This window comes from Humidesulfovibrio idahonensis, assembly GCF_054657715.1.
In genome coordinates this window covers 474,931-491,761 of sequence record NZ_BAAHYE010000003.1, presented here as the reverse complement: position 1 = coordinate 491,761, position 16,831 = coordinate 474,931, and the positions used below count along the sequence as shown (strand labels likewise).

13 protein-coding genes and 1 riboswitch are annotated in these 16,831 nt (G+C 66.7%); of the genes, 9 read left to right on the top strand and 4 right to left on the bottom strand.

Features of this window, described 5'->3' with window-relative positions:
* Positions 1–586 precede the first annotated feature (586 nt).
* From ACYQ4W_RS08745 to ACYQ4W_RS08730, 4 genes are all read left to right on the top strand, one after another.
* Positions 587–1,462: a methylenetetrahydrofolate reductase gene (locus ACYQ4W_RS08745; protein WP_459855369.1), complete on the top strand. Its 876-nt coding sequence runs from the start codon at positions 587–589 to the stop codon at positions 1,460–1,462.
* A gap of 12 nt (positions 1,463–1,474) precedes the next feature.
* A complete protein-coding gene (locus tag ACYQ4W_RS08740) occupies positions 1,475–2,506 on the top strand; it encodes an aspartate-semialdehyde dehydrogenase (protein ID WP_459855367.1) in 1,032 nt (343 codons plus the stop codon).
* An 18-nt stretch (positions 2,507–2,524) separates the two neighbouring features.
* Positions 2,525–3,463 carry an aminotransferase class IV gene (locus tag ACYQ4W_RS08735; RefSeq protein WP_459855365.1) on the top strand — a complete coding sequence of 313 codons (939 nt, stop codon included), beginning with the start codon at positions 2,525–2,527 and terminating at the stop codon, positions 3,461–3,463.
* Positions 3,464–3,598: 135 nt separating this feature from the next.
* Positions 3,599–3,684: riboswitch (ZMP/ZTP riboswitch) on the top strand.
* Between the two features lie 68 nt (positions 3,685–3,752).
* Complete coding sequence (locus ACYQ4W_RS08730) at positions 3,753–5,012, top strand: benzoate/H(+) symporter BenE family transporter (protein WP_459855363.1); 1,260 nt, start codon at positions 3,753–3,755, stop codon at positions 5,010–5,012.
* A gap of 89 nt (positions 5,013–5,101) precedes the next feature.
* Here ACYQ4W_RS08730 and ACYQ4W_RS08725 read toward each other — a convergent pair whose 3' ends face one another.
* Entirely contained in the window at positions 5,102–5,347 is a 246-nt protein-coding gene (locus ACYQ4W_RS08725) for a hypothetical protein (protein ID WP_459855361.1), read from the bottom strand.
* Between the two features lie 189 nt (positions 5,348–5,536).
* Here ACYQ4W_RS08725 and ACYQ4W_RS08720 point away from each other — a divergent pair, with 189 nt between their 5' ends.
* The 5 genes from ACYQ4W_RS08720 (at position 5,537) to ACYQ4W_RS08700 (ending at position 12,619) form a co-directional block, all read left to right on the top strand.
* Positions 5,537–6,679: a metallophosphoesterase gene (locus ACYQ4W_RS08720; protein WP_459855359.1), complete on the top strand. Its 1,143-nt coding sequence runs from the start codon at positions 5,537–5,539 to the stop codon at positions 6,677–6,679.
* A gap of 65 nt (positions 6,680–6,744) precedes the next feature.
* Entirely contained in the window at positions 6,745–8,181 is a 1,437-nt protein-coding gene (locus ACYQ4W_RS08715) for a sensor histidine kinase (RefSeq protein ID WP_459855357.1), read from the top strand.
* 144 nt (positions 8,182–8,325) lie between these two features.
* Entirely contained in the window at positions 8,326–8,844 is a 519-nt protein-coding gene (locus tag ACYQ4W_RS08710; protein WP_459855355.1) for a hypothetical protein, read from the top strand.
* 13 nt (positions 8,845–8,857) lie between these two features.
* A complete protein-coding gene (locus tag ACYQ4W_RS08705; protein ID WP_459855353.1) occupies positions 8,858–10,279 on the top strand; it encodes a sigma-54-dependent transcriptional regulator in 1,422 nt (473 codons plus the stop codon).
* Positions 10,280–10,588: 309 nt separating this feature from the next.
* Positions 10,589–12,619, top strand: a complete 2,031-nt coding sequence (locus ACYQ4W_RS08700; RefSeq protein ID WP_459855351.1) for a methyl-accepting chemotaxis protein — start codon at positions 10,589–10,591, stop codon at positions 12,617–12,619.
* A gap of 483 nt (positions 12,620–13,102) precedes the next feature.
* On the opposite strand, the gene ACYQ4W_RS08695 is transcribed toward ACYQ4W_RS08700, so the two are convergent.
* Genes ACYQ4W_RS08695 through ACYQ4W_RS08685 form a run of 3 tightly spaced genes read right to left on the bottom strand, consistent with a single transcriptional unit; the run spans position 13,103 to position 16,823 of the window.
* Entirely contained in the window at positions 13,103–14,998 is a 1,896-nt protein-coding gene (locus tag ACYQ4W_RS08695; protein ID WP_459855349.1) for a polysaccharide biosynthesis protein, read from the bottom strand.
* Positions 14,998–16,188 (bottom strand): DegT/DnrJ/EryC1/StrS family aminotransferase, encoded by a 1,191-nt coding sequence (locus tag ACYQ4W_RS08690; protein ID WP_459855346.1) that lies wholly within the window; start codon positions 16,186–16,188, stop codon positions 14,998–15,000. Before ACYQ4W_RS08690 ends, ACYQ4W_RS08695 begins: the two co-directional genes overlap by 1 nt.
* Before the next feature lie 5 nt (positions 16,189–16,193).
* Positions 16,194–16,823, bottom strand: coding sequence for an acetyltransferase (locus ACYQ4W_RS08685; protein ID WP_459855344.1), 630 nt, complete (start codon positions 16,821–16,823; stop codon positions 16,194–16,196).
* Positions 16,824–16,831 lie beyond the last annotated feature (8 nt).

Below are 16,831 nucleotides of genomic sequence, written 5' to 3'. Positions count from 1 at the left end.
GCTCCCGCCAGCCTCGCCGTCTTGCCTCGCCGTCCTGCGCGTACATCCAGATCGTTCCGTCGCGCAGGGACACAGCGCCGCCCTGCGCGCCGACATTGGGCCCGGTGTAGCGGCCGTGGGCGTCATAGGCCTGCGGCTTGCGCCCCGCGCCGGTCTTCATGCCGCTGCCGCCCGGCCCAGCGTTGCTCCCCGCGTTTGCCCCTCCGAGATCGGGAGAATCGACATCCACGCCGCCCGCTCCGCCCGCACCGATGCCGCGTCCGTCTTCATTCCATGGCCGTTTGCCGTTTCTGCTTGCGAACATAAAGAACCGCCAGTGTATTTGCAATAAAGTATAGTTTGCTCGTTTTGCGGTGGACACAAAGGCGGCCTTTTGGTCGGTGAAAAGACAAAAATAGCGGGTTGACAGCATGTTGCGGCAAGGGGCTGACGGCGGCGCGTAGTGACGGGCATCGCCGCTTCCGGCGCTTCGCCAGGGTGGGCGCAAGACGTTGCGGCCCGCGTGAAGAAAGAGTAAGGCTGTTTTTTCTGCGCCCAACCCCGGATGTCCCTCCCTGGCGCGGCAACCTTGAAGGAGCCTAGACGCTTGCGCATCGCGGATCTGATCCCCACACGCCGTCCCTTCCTGTCGCTGGAGTTTTTTCCGCCCAAGGAAAGGGACACCTGGCCTAAGTTTTTCGCCGAGGTCGAGAAGCTCAAGGCCCTCGACCCCCTGTTCGTGTCCGTCACGTACGGCGCGGGTGGCGGCACCCAGGCCAACACCCTGGATGTGGTTACCCACCTGAAGTGCGAGATGGGCCTTGAGCCCATGGCGCATCTCACCTGCGTGGGCGCGTCCTCACAGGCTTTGCACGGTTTTTTGTCCGCCATCTCCAAGGCGGGCATACAGAACGTGCTGGCCCTGCGCGGCGACCCGCCCAAGGGCGTGGCCGACTTCCGCTTCGAGGACCAGGAATTCCAGCACGCCTCGGACCTGGTGCGCTTCATCCGCGCCAACTTCCCGGACATGGGCATCGGCGTGGCGGGTATTCCCACCATGCACCCGGAATCGGCCACGCTGGACGATGACCTGAAGTGGCTCAAACACAAGGTGGACGCGGGCGGACAGTTCGTGGTCACCCAGCTCTTTTTCGAGAACGCCCTGTACCTGAACTACGTTGCGCGCCTGCGCGAGCAGGGCGTCAACGTGCCCGTGCTGCCGGGCATCATGCCCATATTGAGCATGAAGAGCGCGGAGTTCATTGCCTCCTTGAACGGCCGGGCCGTGTTCGGCGGGTTCTACGAGACCCTGGAGGCCGCCTTCGCCAAGGGCGGCGACACCGCCGTGCGCGAACTGGGCCTGGCCCACGCCACCCGGCAGGTGCAGGGCCTTGTGGACGCTGGCGTGCCCGGGGTGCACCTGTACACCCTGAACCGCGCCGAGGCCTGCCTTGAAATCATCAACAACATCAAACTGCGATAAGCGGAGAATATCATGAGCGCGAAGAATCCCAGAGTGGCAGTTGTGGGCGCAACGGGCGCCGTTGGCCGTGAAATGCTTGAAGTGCTGGCCCAGCGCGATTTCCCCGCGTCCGAGGTCGTGCCCTTCGCCTCCGCCCGCTCCGCCGGCACCAAAGTGGAGTTCAAGGGCGGCGAGCTCACCGTGCGCGAGCTGAAGGAAGACTCCTTCGAGGGCTTCGACCTGGCGCTGTTCTCCGCCGGCGGCTCCACCTCCGAGAAATTCGCGCCCCTGGCCGCCAAGGCCGGCTGCGTCGTGGTCGACAACTCCAGCGCCTGGCGCATGGACCCCAAGTGCCCGCTGGTGGTGCCCGAGGTGAACCCGAGCGACCTTTCCTGGCACAAGGGCATCATCGCCAACCCCAACTGCTCCACCATCCAGATGGTGGTGGCCCTGAAGCCCCTGCACGACGCGGCCAAGATCAAGCGCATCGTGGTCTCCACCTATCAGGCCGTTTCCGGCACGGGGCAGAAGGCCATCACCGAGCTGGAAACCCAGGTGGCCAAGCTCATGAACGGCAAGGAGATCGAGCCCAAGGTCTACCCCTACCAGATCGCGTTCAACTGCCTGCCGCAGATCGACGTGTTTTTGGACAACGGGTACACCAAGGAAGAAATGAAGATGGTCAACGAGACCAAGAAGATCATGGGCGACGACTCCATCCGCGTCACCGCCACCACGGTGCGCGTGCCCGTGTTCTACAGCCACTCCGAGTCCGTGAACATCGAGACGGAGAGGAAGCTCACGGTGGAGGAGGTGCGCCAGATTCTGGCCAATGCCCCCGGCATCGTGGTGGAGGACTTCCCCGAGAAGCAGATCTACCCGCTGGCCATCAACGCCGCCGGGCAGGACGACGTGTTCGTGGGCCGCATCCGCGAGGACGAGTCCATCGAGAACGGCATCAACCTGTGGATCGTCTCCGACAACATCCGCAAGGGCGCCGCGCTCAACGCCGTGCAGATCGGCGAGGAGCTTCTTCGCCGCAACCTGCTGCGCGTGCCGAAGTAACAGAACGAGGAGAACGCCATGCGCGTCGCCGGTTCACAGGAATATCTTGAAGCCCTGCTTGAGGCCATACGGCCCGGCACGGAAGAGGTGCTGGCCTTTTACGACCACCGCGTGGGCGTCATCGGCACGGACCCGAAGCTCATGCTCATGCCCTGGGACGACCACCTCGTCCACCGGGGCGACGGCGTGTTCGAGTCCCTCAAGTACGAGGGCCGCAAGCTCTATCAGCTCGACGCGCACCTGAGGCGCATGCGCCTGTCCTGCCAGACGATTCACCTGGAGCCGCCGTGCTCCTGGGCGGAGCTCAAGGAGTACATCATCGAGGTGGCGCGCGCGGGCAACGAGCCGGACGGGCTCATCCGCGTGCTTCTGGGCCGCGGTCCCGGCGGTTTCGGCATCAACCCGTACGACAGCCCGGTGCCGAGCCTGTACCTGGTGGCCTACCGCCTGCACCTGCGCCCGGAAAGCGCCTTTGAAAAGGGCGTTACGGCCATGCGCACCAGCATTCCGGCCAAGCAGCCCTGGATGGCCACGGTGAAGACCACCAACTACCTGCCCAACGTGCTGATGAAGCGCGAGGCCGTGAACAACCGCGTGGACTTCCCGTTCTGCTTCGACGACAACGACTTCTTGGCCGAGAGCGCCACGGAGAACGTGGCCCTTGTGGACGAGGCGGGCAGGCTGGTCATTCCGGAGTTCACCAACGCCCTGGCCGGCACCACGCTCATGCGCGCCGTGGACCTGGTGAAGAACGACATGGACATCATCTTCAAGGGCGTCACAGAGACCGAGATCCTCAACGCCCGCGAGGTCATGATGCTGGGCACCAGCTTCGACGCCATCGGCGTGGTGCGCTACAACGGCAAGCCCATCTTCGACGCCCGGCCCGGCCCGGTGACCAAGAAGATCCGCGCGCTGCTCAAGGACGATCTGCAGAAGACCGGCCTGGTCTTCTAGGCCCGTCCGCACACGGCAACAGCCCGACCGCGCCCGGTTCCTGCAAAGGGGCCGGGCGCTTTTTCGTGCCGAGTGGTTGCGGAAAGAGGCAAAGCTTGACGCCGGGCAGGCTGCGAATATACACCGGCATCTTGTTCGGGACCGCGTGACTGGCGAAACGTGGAGTTCACCACGAGGAAGCGCGAAACGTCCCCATCCTGCCGCTCGCCTGGGCCGCACCTTGCCATTGCTTGGCGTGGTGTGTGACCGATACCCTTCCCCGACGTGGAAGGCATTTTCGGAGGCGCCCATGCCCAGCGATTCCCCACGAGCCCTCTCCCTTGCAAAGGCCGTCAACCTGGCCGACCTGCGCCGCGACTTCTCCCTCTCCGCCGCCGTGGCCGGGGTCGTCGCGGTGATGGTCTCCTATGGCGGTCCTGCGGCCATCATCTTCCAGGCGGCCAAACTCGCCGGGCTCAGCTCCGGGCAGCTCACCAGCTGGATCTGGGCCATCTCCATCGGCTCCGGCCTGGCCGGGCTCGTGTTGAGCCTGGTGTACCGCGCTCCGGTCATCATCGCCTGGTCCACGCCCGGCGCGGCGCTGCTCGCCGCGGGCTGGGCCGCGTACCCCTATCCGGAGGCCATCGGGGCCTTTGTCTTCGCCGCCGCGGCCATCACCGTGTTCGGGGCCACAGGACTTTTCGGCTCGCTCATGGCGCGCATTCCCGGCGCCGTGGTGGCGGCCATGCTGGCGGGCATCCTGTTCCGCTTCGGGGTGGAGGTGTTTACGGCCATGCGCGCCACGCCGCTGTTGGTCGCGCCCATGCTGGCGGCCTATCTGGGCATGAAGCGCCTTGTGCCGCGCTACGCCATCGTGGCCACGCTCTTGACCGGCCTGGTTGCGGCCGCGACCTTGGGCCTGCTCGATTTCTCCCTTGTGGACGCGAACCTGGCCCGGCCGGAGCTCACCTCGCCCGTGTTCAGCCTGGGCGCGCTCATCGGGCTCGGCGTGCCGCTGTTCCTCGTCACCATGACCGGGCAGAACGCCACGGGCCTGGGCGTTTTGCGCACGGCGGGCTACAAGACCCCGGGCGGGCCGCTGGTTGCCGCCACTGGCTTTCTGTCCGTGCTGCTCGCGCCCTTCGGCTCCCACGGCATCAATCTGGCGGCCATCACCGCGGCCATCTGCACCGGTCCGGAGGCGAACAGCGACCCGGACAAGCGGTACGTGGCCGGCGTGGTCTGCGGGCTGGCCTATCTGGTGGTGGGGCTTTTCGGCGCCACGCTGGTGGGGCTGTTCACGGCGCTGCCGCCGGGACTCATCGCGGCCATCAGCGGGCTGGCGCTTTTCGGCGCGCTGCAAAGCGGGCTCACCCAGGCCATGGCCGACGAATCCCGGCGCGAGGCCGCGCTGGTGACCTTCCTCGTCACCGTGTCGGGCGTGTCCATCGCGGGCGTCGGGTCGGCCTTCTGGGGGCTTTTGGGCGGCGTGCTGGCCAACGCCGCGCTTTCCGGCAGTTGGCGGCGCAAGACGCTGGTCATCGAGGGGGCGGACGGCGAGACGGAATAGAACGATGCGGCCGTTTTAAAGAGCACCAAAGCCGCAACGCGGACGAATCAAGCGATGAGGCCCGGGCGCACAGCCGGGCCTCGCGCCGTTTAATAGGGCATGGAGCGGGAATCCGCCGGGGCGATCTCTTCCCAGTCGGCGGCCGAGGCCTGGTCCTGGGGCACGAAGGCCCAGCGTTCGCCCTCGCGCAGGGCGTTCTCCGGGGCGTCGTCGTTGATGAGCTGGTTGAGGGCCTTCTCCGCGCTCAGACGGTCGCTCTCGTCCAGGGCCATGATGGTTTCCGGGTGCTGGGTGCCGTCGGGCATGATGCGGTACACGAGATACAGTTGGCGCATGGGGCCTCCCCTTGGCTGTTTGCGGCATGATGCCCCAGGCCGGGGCCGGAAGTAAAGCGGCGCGGGGCCTCCCGCCGCCTGCATGGCCTTCCGGTCCTGACGTGCAGGTCTTGACGGGCAGGCCTTGGCGCTTTTACTGTGTGCCGCATTTCCTGAGGCCCGCCTCCCCCCAACCCCGGAGTTCCCTCCATGCGTTTTTACGTCATCTTCACGGTCGTCTTCATGTTCATGCTGGCCGTCACCCTTGTGCAGGTGGGCAGGCAGATCCATCTGCACCGCCACGCCTCCTGGGGGCTTTTGGCGCTGGGCCTGGCCGTGAGCGCCGTGCTGGCCTCCACGCGGCTCATGCCCGAGTCCTGGTCCATGAGCGTGGCCACGCCCGTGTGGTGGGTGGGCTACAGCATCTTCGCCCTGGTGGCGTACCTGTTCCTGTTCCAGGTCATGCTCTTCGTGGCGGAGATGTTTGCCCGCGTGGCGCTGCCGGGCTTTGCGCCGGCGCTGTGCTCGCCCCGCGCCCTGGTGGGCGTGGTGCTGCTCACCGGCCTGGTGGTGGGCTACGGCACGCGCGAGCTGGACAACGTGCGCGTGCTCAAGCGCACGGTCGTCTCGGACAAGATTTCGCAGCCCGTGCGCCTGGTGGCCGTAAGCGACCTGCACCTGGGAGCCATGACCCTACCCAGGCGCGTGGACGCCCTTGTGGCGCTCATCAACGCGCAAAAGCCGGACGCCCTGCTCCTGGTGGGCGACATCGTCAACGACCACCCCGAGGCGCTCAAGCCCCTGGCCTCCAAGCTCGCGGCCGCGCGGCCCCGGTTTGGCACCTTTGGCGTTTTTGGCAACCACGAGCGCTACGAGGGCGACGAAAAGAGCGCGGCCGTGTTCCGCTGGGCCGGAGCCGAGCTCTTGCGCAACCGCGTTGCCCCCCTGCCCGAGGCGGGCATCCAGATCCTCGGCGTGGACGACCCCGGCCGCGCGGGCAACGTCACGGCCACCCTGGCCGAGGAGATACGCTCCCTTGCGCCGGATCTGGACCCCAAGCGCGTGAGCGTGCTGCTGAACCACCGGCCCCAGGCCTGGCGCGAGGCGGCCAAGCCCCTGGGCATCGAGGTCATGCTCTCCGGCCACACCCACCGGGGGCAGCTGTATCCGTTTTACCTGGTGGTGAGCTTGAGCTACGAGTTCATGGGCGGGTTCTACGAGGAGGACGGCAAGCTGCTCGGCGTCAGCGCCGGCGCCGGGTTCTGGGGGCCGCCCCTGCGGGTGCTGGCCACGCCGGACATCCTCGTGGTGGATCTGCTGCCCCAAAGCGCGGCGGACAAACTGTCGTTCTGAGCATGGACCAAAGCCGCGAACTCGTATAGGCCTTGGCCACAAGCTTTCAGGCAAAGGACGCGCGCGTGGACAGAAATTCGCCCCGTCGGCTCGGCATAACCGCCAAGCTGCTCCTCTGGTGCATGGTGCTGGTGGGCATCTTTTACGCCACCACCAGCGTGCTCATTCTGCGCATCCAAAGCCTGGTGGATGTTTCGAGCGCCATCGTCAACGTGAACTACGACGTGGACCTCTCGGCCCAGCGCATGATCCAGCAGCTGCTCTCCCTTGAGGAAAACCGCAAGCGCTACGAGATCCTCCAGAAAGACGCGTACATGGACGCGTTTGTTTCAGACCTGGAGGACTTCGGCAAGACCCTGACCTCGGTTCTGGCGCACCATCCGGAGTACAAGGAGTCGTGGGCCGTGCTCACGCGGGAGTACGCGGAACTGCTGGCCCGCAGCCACGACACCGGGCCAAAGGTCCTGCCGGACAAGACCGTCACCCGCTGGCTCGACATTCTTTCCGAGGCGCGGCAGACCAACCAGCAGGAGATGGAGGCCCGCCTGAACGAGCTGGCCGACAAGAGCCGCGCGGCGGAGCGCCTGGGCTTTTTCGGCCTGGTGGCGAGCATCGCCTTCGGGGTTCTGGGCAGCGTGTTCATAGCCTACCGCCTGAACCTCTCCCTGTCCGAGATCCGCCGCGGCATCCGCGAGCTGGGCAGCGGCGAACCCGCAAAGCCGGTGCGCGTCACCACCCACGACGAACTGGGCGAGCTGGCCCAGGCCTTCAACAGCATGACCGCCCGGCTGACCGAGGAAGAGCGCATGCGCCAGGACTTCATCGCCATGCTCTCCCACGAGATCCGCACGCCGCTCACCAGCATCCGCGAATCCGTGGACCTCGTGGCCGACGGTGTGTTCGGCGACGTGAACGAGAAGCAGCGCCACTTCCTGGATATCTCGCGCCAGGAGGCCTTACGGCTGACGCACCTTCTGGAGCGGCTCATGAAGGTCTCGAGCCTGGAGGCCCAGCGCCTCAAGCTGAACACCGAGCCCCTGGACGCCGCGGCCCTGGCGCGCCAGGCGCTGGACAGGCTTCAGTCCATGGCCCTGGCCAAGAACATCGAGCTCATGGCCGAGCTGCCCCAGGACTTCGTCTTTGTGGAGGCGGACCAGGAGCACATAACCCAGGTGCTGGTGAACCTGCTGGGCAACGCCATCAAGTTTTCGCCGCCGGAGAGCGTGGTGCGCATCAGCGTCACCCCGGAGCCGGCTGGCAAGTCCGTCATCTTCTGCGTTGTGGACGAAGGCCCGGGCATCGCTCCGGAGGAACAGGAGCGCATCTTCCTCAAGTATTACCGCGAACCCTCGGTGCGCGGCAGCGTGGACGGCCTGGGGCTCGGGCTCTCCATCGCCCGCGGCATAGTGGAGGCCCACGGCGGCGCGCTTTGGCTCAACAGTGCGCCGGGCCGCGGCTCCAGCTTCTGCTTTTCCCTTCCCAAGCCCAAGACGATGGTATAGAAAATGCGCATGACACAGCACACTTCGCGGCTCCGGAGCGCATCTGCAAAGATGGCGCCTTCGGCTTTTGCCGTTTTTTCGGTTTGTTGCCTCCTTGCCGCCTCCACGCTTTCGGGGTGCGCCTTGTTCTCGCGCGGGGGCGACATGGTCCCGCCGGACAAGGACCCGCGCTCGGCGTACATTCTGGCGGTGGACTCCTATTTGGCGGGACAGTACGAGAAGGCCACGAGCATCTTCCAGCGCCTGTCCGGCAACAGCTCCGACCCCGTTGTGGCCCGCAAGGCCTATTACGGGTTGGCCTGCGCCCGCCTGGCCACGGCCAAGACCCCGGTGGAGCTGCACGAGGCCCTGAGCATTTGGAACACCTGGGTGCAGATGACACCCGAGGGCCTGCCGAGCGAGGACCCGCGCCTCATCACGCCGCTGTTGCCCCGGCTTGCGCCCTCCGGCAGCAGCGTGGAGAGCCCGCCCATGCTCACGGACGAGGAGATCGACCGCGAGCTGGCCCGCACCAAGCGCCTGGCCGGCTGCCAGGAGGAGACGGGCAAGGTGCGCGAGGCCCTGCGCAAGAAGACCGCCGAGGCCGAGGCACTGCGCAGCCAGTTGAACGCCCTGGAGCGTCTGCACCAGGAAATCAGCATCAAGAAAAAGGGCCTGGAGTAGGGTCCGCGCGCCTATGGAAAACACCACCCGCGAGCACGCCACCATCCTCATGGTGGACGACGACAAGAACATTTTGCAGGTGCTGGAGGCGCGGCTTTCCTTCGCCCACTACAAGACCCTTACCGCCAGAAGCGCGGAGGAGGCCGTGGAGGTGCTGGCCCAGCACCCGGTCGACCTCGTGGTCTCGGACGTGAAGATGCCCGGCATGGGCGGCGTGGGCCTGCTGCACGAGATCCTCGTCCAGTGGCCGCACATCCCCGTCATTCTGCTCACGGCCTATGGCAGCATCCCCGACGCCGTGTCCACCATCCGCTCCGGCGCGGCGGACTACCTCACCAAGCCCTTTGACGGCCACCAGCTGCTGCAGAAGATAGCCACCCTGCTGGGCCGCGTGCACGAGACCGAGCCCAAGCGCACGCCCGTGAGCAAGGGCAAGAACGTCAGCGACGTCATTTGGGGCGGCAAAAGCCCGGTGATGCGCGACTTCTATGCCGTGCTGGAGCGCGTGGCCCCAACCGACGTGGCCGTGCTCATCCTGGGCGAAAGCGGCACCGGCAAAGAGATGGTCGCGCGCATGCTGCACGACCTTTCGCCGCGCGCCAAGGGGCCTTTCGTCATCGTTGACTGCGGCTCCACCCAGCCCACGCTGCTGGAAAGCGAGCTCTTCGGCCACGTGAAGGGTTCCTTCACCCATGCCGTGCGCGACAAGAAGGGGCTCATGGAGGAGGCCGAGGGCGGCACGCTGTTCCTCGACGAGATCGGCAACATCAGCCCCGAGATGCAGACCCGCCTGCTGCGTTTTCTGCAGGAGCGCACCATCCGCCGCGTGGGCGACACCCGCGCCATTCCCGTCAACTGCCGGGTGGTGGCCGCCACCAACGCCGACCTGCCCTCGCTGGTCAAAAAGGGCGAGTTCCGCGAGGACCTCTATTTCCGTCTCAAGGTGGTGACCCTGAAGGTGCCGCCCCTGCGCGACCGCAAAGAGGACATTCCCCTCTTGACCGAGCGCTTCCTCGAAACCTTCAGCGTTGACCAGCACCGCCCCAAGGTGACGGCTTCGCCCGAGACCCTGCGCCTGCTCATGGCCCACAGCTGGCCGGGCAACGTGCGCGAGCTGCGGCACGCGCTTGAGGGCGGCGTGGTGTTCTGCACCGGCACGGTGCTGGAGCCGCGCGACGTGCAGCTGGAGCAGGCCCAGAGCCTGCACGCGGAAGCGGCCCCGGCCGTCGTCTCGGCCCCTGGCGAGCCCAAGGCCGCCACGCCGGATTCCCTCTCCCTGGAGGAAAACGAGCACCAGGCCATTCTCCGCGCCCTGGAGCGCACGGCCTGGGTCAAAAAGACCGCCGCCGACCTGCTCGGCATCAGCCGCCGGGCCATCCATTACAAGATCAAAAAATACAACATCCAGATTCCAGGCAAGGACCAGGACGAATAGCCCCGCATCCGCCAGCCCTTGAATTGAAACCGCCGCGCCGCTTTATGACGGTGCGGCGGTTTTGTAATTGTGTGATTTGATAGGACTACGTATATTTCGCATGCCCGGCTATTTTTCGTTTCATTTTCTATTGGGCTGCGATAATCCTGCCGATAAGTGATGAAAATGTCAGGCGTGTGGCACGTTGCGTCGTCGGCGTTACGAGACGCAGACGGGCCCCGCAAGTGAAATTCATCACGAGCGTGCTGACAATTGTCGTCGGCAGCTTGTTGCGGGCGGGGCGCCCGCATTCCCCCCAGGAGGCCCCTCATGCGCGTTACCTTGCTCACCAAAATCATCGGGCTGGTTTTCGTTTCCGTCGTCCTTGTCGGGGGCGGAAACTACTTCGCCAACCGGTACTTCCTCACCAACACCCTCGACGAGCAAAACATCCACGAAGTCGGCATCCGGGCCGACGTGGTGAGCCACCAGTTCGAAGAACAGAAAAAAAGCCTCATCGCCACCGGCTTCCTCATGGCCTCCAATCCGCAGGTGGCCAGCCACATAGCCGATGCCGACACGCCCTGGCTGCAGGCCTACGCCAAGAAGGTCATGGCCGAGACCGGGCTTGAGTCCATCACCATTTCCGACCGCGAGGGCAAATGCATCGCCCGCGGCCACTCCGACAAGGTCGGCGACAGCGTCGCCAAGCAGTTCAATGTGCAGAAGGCGCTCAAGGGCGAAACCATCGTCGGCGTGGAGCAGGGCACCGTGGTGAAGTTCTCGCTGCGCGCCGGCTACCCCGTGAAGAAGGGCGACGAGATCGTGGGCGTCATCACCCCGGGCTTCACCCTTTCCAGCGACCGCTTCGTTGACCAAATAAAAAAGAACCTGGGGCTGGAGTGCACGCTGTTCCAGGGCGACACGCGCATCTCCACCACCATCATGAAGGACGCGAACCAGCGGGCCATAGGCACCAAGCTGGACAATGCGGCCGTCATTGAGACCGTGCTCAAGAAGGGCCAGCGCTACCTGGGCCACAACGTCATTCTGGGCGTGGCCTACAACACCGCCTATTGGCCCATCAAGGACGTGAACGACCAGATCGCGGGCATGTTCTTCATCGGCCAGAAGCGCGCGTTCATAGAGCGCGTGCTCACCGAGACGCACCTCTCAAGCCTGGCGTCGACCGTCGTCGTAGGCCTGCTCATGCTCACCTTCGGTTTCTTCTTCTCCAAGGCTCTCGTGCGGCCTATTCTGCGCACCATCGACTTCGCCAACCATGTGGCCGCCGGCAACCTCGACGGCGAGCTGGTGGTGACCTCCAATGACGAGACGCACACCTTGGCCGAGAGCCTGCGCACCATGAGCGCCAACCTCAAGGTCAAGATCCAGGAGGCCGAGGCCAGCACAAAGGCCGCGGACTCCAAGGCCCATGAAGCCGAAATAGCCACCCAGCAAGCGCTGGAAGCCAAGCAACAGGCCGAGAGCGCCAAGCGCGAAGGCATGCTCGACGCGGCGAACAAGCTTGAGGAGATCGTGGAGCGCATCACCTCCAGCTCCGAGGAACTCTCCGCCCAGGTGGAGCTGATGAGCAGGGGCATGGACCTCCAGCGCGACCGCGTGGCCGAGACCGCCAGCGCCATGGAGCAGATGAACTCCTCGGTCATCTCCGTGGCCCGCCAGGCGGGCGAGGTGGCCACCTCCGCCGACATGGCCAAGAGCAAGGCCTCCGGCGGCTCGGAGGTCGTCCGCCGCTCCCAGCAGGCCATCAGCCACGTGAACGACATCGCCACCCAGCTCAAGACCAACATGGAGCAGCTGGGCAAGCAGGCCGAGGCCATCGGGCAGGTCATGAACGTCATCAACGACATTGCCGACCAGACCAACCTTCTCGCCTTGAACGCCGCCATCGAGGCGGCCCGCGCGGGCGACGCCGGGCGCGGCTTCGCCGTCGTTGCCGACGAGGTGCGCAAGCTGGCCGAAAAGACCATGGGCGCCACCAAGGAAGTGGGCGAGAACATCCGCGCCATTCAAGAGTCCAGCCGCAAGAACATCGGCAGCATGGACAAGGCCACCGAGGCCATAGGCGAGGCCACCAGCCACTCCAACGAGTCCGCCCAGGCCTTGGAGGAGATCGTCGTCATCTCCAAGAGCAACGCCGACCAGGTGCAGGGCATCGCCGGCGCGGCCGAGGAGCAGTCCGGCGTGTCCGAGAAGATCAGCTCGGCCATCGAGGAAGTGAACCGCGTGGCCTCCGAGACCGCCGAGGGCATGAGCCAGTCCGTGGCCGCCATCGGAGAGCTGGCGCGCATGGCCGCAGAACTGCGGCAGCTCATCGGCGATTTGAAGGAATCGTAACCAAGCGCGATAAAAGGGACACGGGGCTTTGCCTCATGTTCCGGCCGGGGAGTCTGATTCCCCCTGGCCCTGCCCATGATCCGAAAAGAGCCTCTTCCAGCGTTTTCGCGCCGGAAGAGGCTCTTTCCATTTTCGTTGCCCGGGCCCAGACCGCCTGCGGGGAGTCGCTTGGGCCGCCTTCCGCAGGATGGCCGTGCCGCTCTCACCATTCGCTTTCAGCTCTTTGGCTAGCCTTCAGCGCCGGGGCTTTGTCCGGGCGTCTGCCTGGGCGAAGCTCCGGAGCTGAAACCGAGGGGGCTTGGGGGAAATCATTTCCCCCAACGGGGTCAAGGGGCGGCGCCCCTTGATTCTCCCGGCGCTGCCGACGTGTGGCGCAAAGATGCCTCCGGCGGCCGGGGCTGACCGCCCCCGGACCCGGCGAAATGGGGAGCAGGATTGTTCTGCTGACCGGCTTTGAGGCTTGGGCTTTTCCGACGCAGGCGGCTATTGCAGCGGCGTGGCCGGCTCCTGCGTCAGCTCCAGGGCATGCTCCGGCACCAGCGCCGCCAAAAGCGCGCGTATGGCCGGGGCGTTCTGCGCCTCCGCCGCCAGGGCCAGTTGCGCCAGCTGGGCGTCCAGCCATGCGGCGGCGCTTAATGGGGCGGCATCGGGCGCGCCGCCGAGCACCATGATCTTCTCATGCTCCGTGCGCAGCACGCCTTCGTCGGCGGTGAGGAGCTCCTCGACGATCTTCTCGCCCGGGCGCAGGCCGGTGAACACGATGTCCACGTCAACGCCGGGCTCCTTGCCGGAGAGCCGGATGAGGTCGCGCGCGAGGTCCACGATGCGCACGGGCTCGCCCATCTTGAGCACGAAGATTTCGCCGCCGCGCCCCATGGCCCCGGCCTGCAGGATGAGCTGGCAGGCCTCGGCGATGCTCATGAAGTAGCGCGTCATGTCCGGGTGGGTCACAGTGACCGGGCCGCCGCGCTCTATTTGCCGCCGGAACAGCGGCACCACCGAGCCGGAGGAGCCGACCACGTTGCCGAAGCGCACGGCCATGAAGCGCGTGCCGCCCCCCGCGTCCGTGCCGGTGAAGCAGGCCATGAGCCGCTCCGTGACGCGCTTGCTGGCGCCCATGACGCTGGTGGGCTTGACGGCCTTGTCGGTGGAGACAAGGACGAAGCGCGCCACGTTGTGCCGGGCCGCCGCGCGCATGAGCACGCGGGTGCCCAGGACGTTGTTCGTCACCGCCGCCCAGGGGCAGGCCTCCAGCATGGGCACGTGCTTGTAGGCCGCCGCGTGCAGCACCAGCTCCGGCCGGTGCGCGGCGAACACGCTCTCCATCAGGGTTTCGTCGGCCACGCTGCCCAGAATGGTGACGAAGTCGGTGAAGCGCAGGTCGTCGGCCAGCTCGCCCGCTATGGCGTAGAGATTGAACTCGCTCTGGTCCACCAGCACCAGCAGGCCGGGGTGAAAGCGCGCCACCTGGCGGCACAGCTCGGAGCCGATGGACCCGCCGCAGCCCGTGACCAGCACCACGCGGCCGTGCAGCAGCTCGGCTATGCCGTCCTGGTCCAGGGCCACCTCGGAGCGGCCCAGCAGGTCCTGGTAGTCCACGGGGCGCAGGGTGAGCACGGCCTTGCCGTCGAGCAGCTGGCTGGTGGCGGGCAGAATGCGGTGGGGCAGGCCGGAATCCTTGCACAGGGTGACGATGCGGCGCATTTGGCCCGCGCTGGCGCGCGAGACGGCGATGAGCGCTTCCTCGGCCCGGTGCTGCGCCGCTAGGGCCGAAAGCTCGGATACCGGGCCGAGCACCTCGCGCCCGTGCAGGGAGCGCCCCAGTTTGGCCGGGTCGTCGTCCACAAAGCCGACCACGTGGTAGTTCAGCTCCGGACTGGTGGCTATTTCGCGCAAAAGCCGCTCGCCCAGGTTGCCCGCGCCGATGACCAGCACGCGCCGGGGCGGGGTTTTGGGGCGCGCCGGCGCGCCGTCGCCGCGGGCGTACAGCACGCGTATGCCCAGGCGCAGGCCCGTGGTGAGGAGCAGGGTGAGCAGGCCGTCCATGGCCAGCACCGAGCGCGAGAAGCCGGTGAAGCCATAGCGGAAGGCCACAAAGGCGATGAACAGGGCCGAGGAGAGCACCACGGCCTCCACCAGGCGCTTGAAGTCGAGCAGGCTGGTGTAGCGCCACATGCCCCGGTACAGCCCCAGGGCCAGGAACACGCCGAGCTTGAGCGGCAGCACGTACTTGAACATGGCGCGCAGTTGCAGGGCATAGGGCTCGGGCAGGCTGAAGTCGAAGCGCAGCAGATAGCTCAGGCTCAGGGCGGCGGCGAAGCAGGCGGCCTCGGCCGCGAGCATGAAGTAGAAATGGCGGTTCTTGGGGTTGCAGAGCATCAGGCCCGGCTCCCCTTTGCGCGGCTGGGTGCGGCGAGGATGACGGCGCACACGCGGTCCACGTCCTCGCGCGTCATGGCCGTGCCCGAGGGCAGGCAGAGCCCGCGGGCGAAAAGCTCCTCGGCCACGTGGCCGCCAAAGGCGCGGCATCCCGCGAACACGGGCTGCATGTGCATGGGCTTCCACACCGGGCGGGATTCGATGTTCTCCGCCTCCAGGGCCAGACGCAGGGTTTCCGGTCCGGCGCCGAAGGCCATGGTGTCCACCTGCAGCACCGTGAGCCAGCGGTTGGCCTTGCCCGTGGGGGCCTCGGGCATGAAGGACAGGCCGGGTGCGCCGCCCAGGGCCTCGCGGTACCAGCGGAAGATCTGCCGCCGCTTGGCCACGCGCGCCTCCAGCACCTCCAGCTGCCCCAGGCCGATGCCCGCCAGGATGTTGCTCAGGCGGTAGTTGTAGCCCAGCTCCGCGTGCTCGTAGTGGGGCGCGTTCTCCCGCGCCTGCTGCGAGAGCTTGCGTGCATGGGCGATGAGTTCCGCGTCCTCGGAGGCCAGCATGCCCCCGCCGGAGGTGGTGATGATCTTGTTGCCGTTGAAGGAGAAGATGCTGGCGGCGAGCCCCGGCCAGGCTCCGGCGTGGCGGCTCGCGTCGTCCTCGGCCAGGTCCGCGCCGCAGCGCGCGCCCATGCTCTCCGCGCTGTCCGCCACAACGGGCGCGCCAAAGGGCGCGCACACGTCCAGAATGCGCGCATAGTCCGCGCACTGGCCGTACAGGTCCGTGGGGATGACGGCCTTGATGCGCCGGCCTTCGGCGCTGAGCACGGTCAGGGCCTCGCGCAGGCGCTCCGGGTCCATGTTCCAGGTGCCGGGGCTGGCGTCCACGAAGGCGGCCTGCGCTCCCAATTGCAGGGCCGGGCTCACGGAGGCGATGAAGGTCAGGCTCGAGGCCACCACCAGGTCGCCCGGCCCCACGCCCAGGCAGCGCAGGGCAAGATGCGTGGCCGCGGTGCCGCTGGACACGGCCAGACAGTGCGCAATGCCCGTGTGTTCGGCGAAGGCCGCCTCAAAGGCGTCCACCTGGGGGCCCAGGGGGGCGATGTAGTTGCTGGCGAAGGCCTCGGCCACGCGGGCCTGCTCCCGGCCGCCCATGTGCGGGGGGGAGAGGAACAGGCGCGGCGGCTTCTGCGCGCTCATGACGTTTACGCCAGGGGCTTGGCGGGCACGCCGCCCACGGTGGTTTTCTCCGCCACGTCCTGGGTGACGGCGGCTCCTGCGCCGATGACGCTCCACGCGCCGATGCGCACGCCGGGCACCGCGCAGGACCCGATGCCGACGAAGGCGCCCTCGCCCACGCGGACGTTGCCCGCCAGGTGCGCGCCGGGCGCAATGTGCGCGTGCGCGCAAAGCTCGCAGTGGTGGTCGATGCTGGCGCAGGTGTTCAAAATGGCGTTCTCGCCTATCCGCGCGCCGGGGTTGGCCACGGCTCCGGCGGCCAGCACCGCGCCCGCGCCCACGATGACGTCCGGGGCCAGCACTGCCGAGGGGTGGATGGCGGTGACGAAGCGTTTGCGGGCCTGGGTCAGCTCCGCGTAGACGCGGGCGCGCGCGGCGTTGTCGCCGATGCCGAGGGCCAGGCAGTCATGCGGGGTGGCGGCAAGGTCGGCAAAGCAGCCAAGCACCGGCAGACCGAGAATGCGCGAGCCTTTGAGCTTCGGGTCGTCGTCCAGAAAGCCCACAATCTCCATCTCGCGGCCCTTGGTCCACATCTGGAAGAGAATGTCGGCCACAACCTGCCCGTGTCCGCTCGCGCCCATGACGATGATCTTCATTGCTGCCT

What these genes read in the sequence shown, in the direction of transcription:
- ACYQ4W_RS08740 (WP_459855367.1), top strand. Translation starts at nt 1,475, where the DNA reads ATGAGCGCGAAGAATCCCAGAGTGGCAGTTGTGGGCGCAACGGGCGCC.
- ACYQ4W_RS08735 (WP_459855365.1), top strand. Translation starts at nt 2,525, where the DNA reads ATGCGCGTCGCCGGTTCACAGGAATATCTTGAAGCCCTGCTTGAGGCC.
- ACYQ4W_RS08730 (WP_459855363.1), top strand. Translation starts at nt 3,753, where the DNA reads ATGCCCAGCGATTCCCCACGAGCCCTCTCCCTTGCAAAGGCCGTCAAC.
- ACYQ4W_RS08725 (WP_459855361.1), bottom strand. Translation starts at nt 5,347, where the DNA reads ATGCGCCAACTGTATCTCGTGTACCGCATCATGCCCGACGGCACCCAG.
- ACYQ4W_RS08720 (WP_459855359.1), top strand. Translation starts at nt 5,537, where the DNA reads ATGCGTTTTTACGTCATCTTCACGGTCGTCTTCATGTTCATGCTGGCC.
- ACYQ4W_RS08710 (WP_459855355.1), top strand. Translation starts at nt 8,326, where the DNA reads ATGGTCCCGCCGGACAAGGACCCGCGCTCGGCGTACATTCTGGCGGTG.
- ACYQ4W_RS08705 (WP_459855353.1), top strand. Translation starts at nt 8,858, where the DNA reads ATGGAAAACACCACCCGCGAGCACGCCACCATCCTCATGGTGGACGAC.
- ACYQ4W_RS08700 (WP_459855351.1), top strand. Translation starts at nt 10,589, where the DNA reads ATGCGCGTTACCTTGCTCACCAAAATCATCGGGCTGGTTTTCGTTTCC.
- ACYQ4W_RS08695 (WP_459855349.1), bottom strand. Translation starts at nt 14,998, where the DNA reads ATGCTCTGCAACCCCAAGAACCGCCATTTCTACTTCATGCTCGCGGCC.
- ACYQ4W_RS08690 (WP_459855346.1), bottom strand. Translation starts at nt 16,188, where the DNA reads ATGAGCGCGCAGAAGCCGCCGCGCCTGTTCCTCTCCCCCCCGCACATG.
- ACYQ4W_RS08685 (WP_459855344.1), bottom strand. Translation starts at nt 16,823, where the DNA reads ATGAAGATCATCGTCATGGGCGCGAGCGGACACGGGCAGGTTGTGGCC.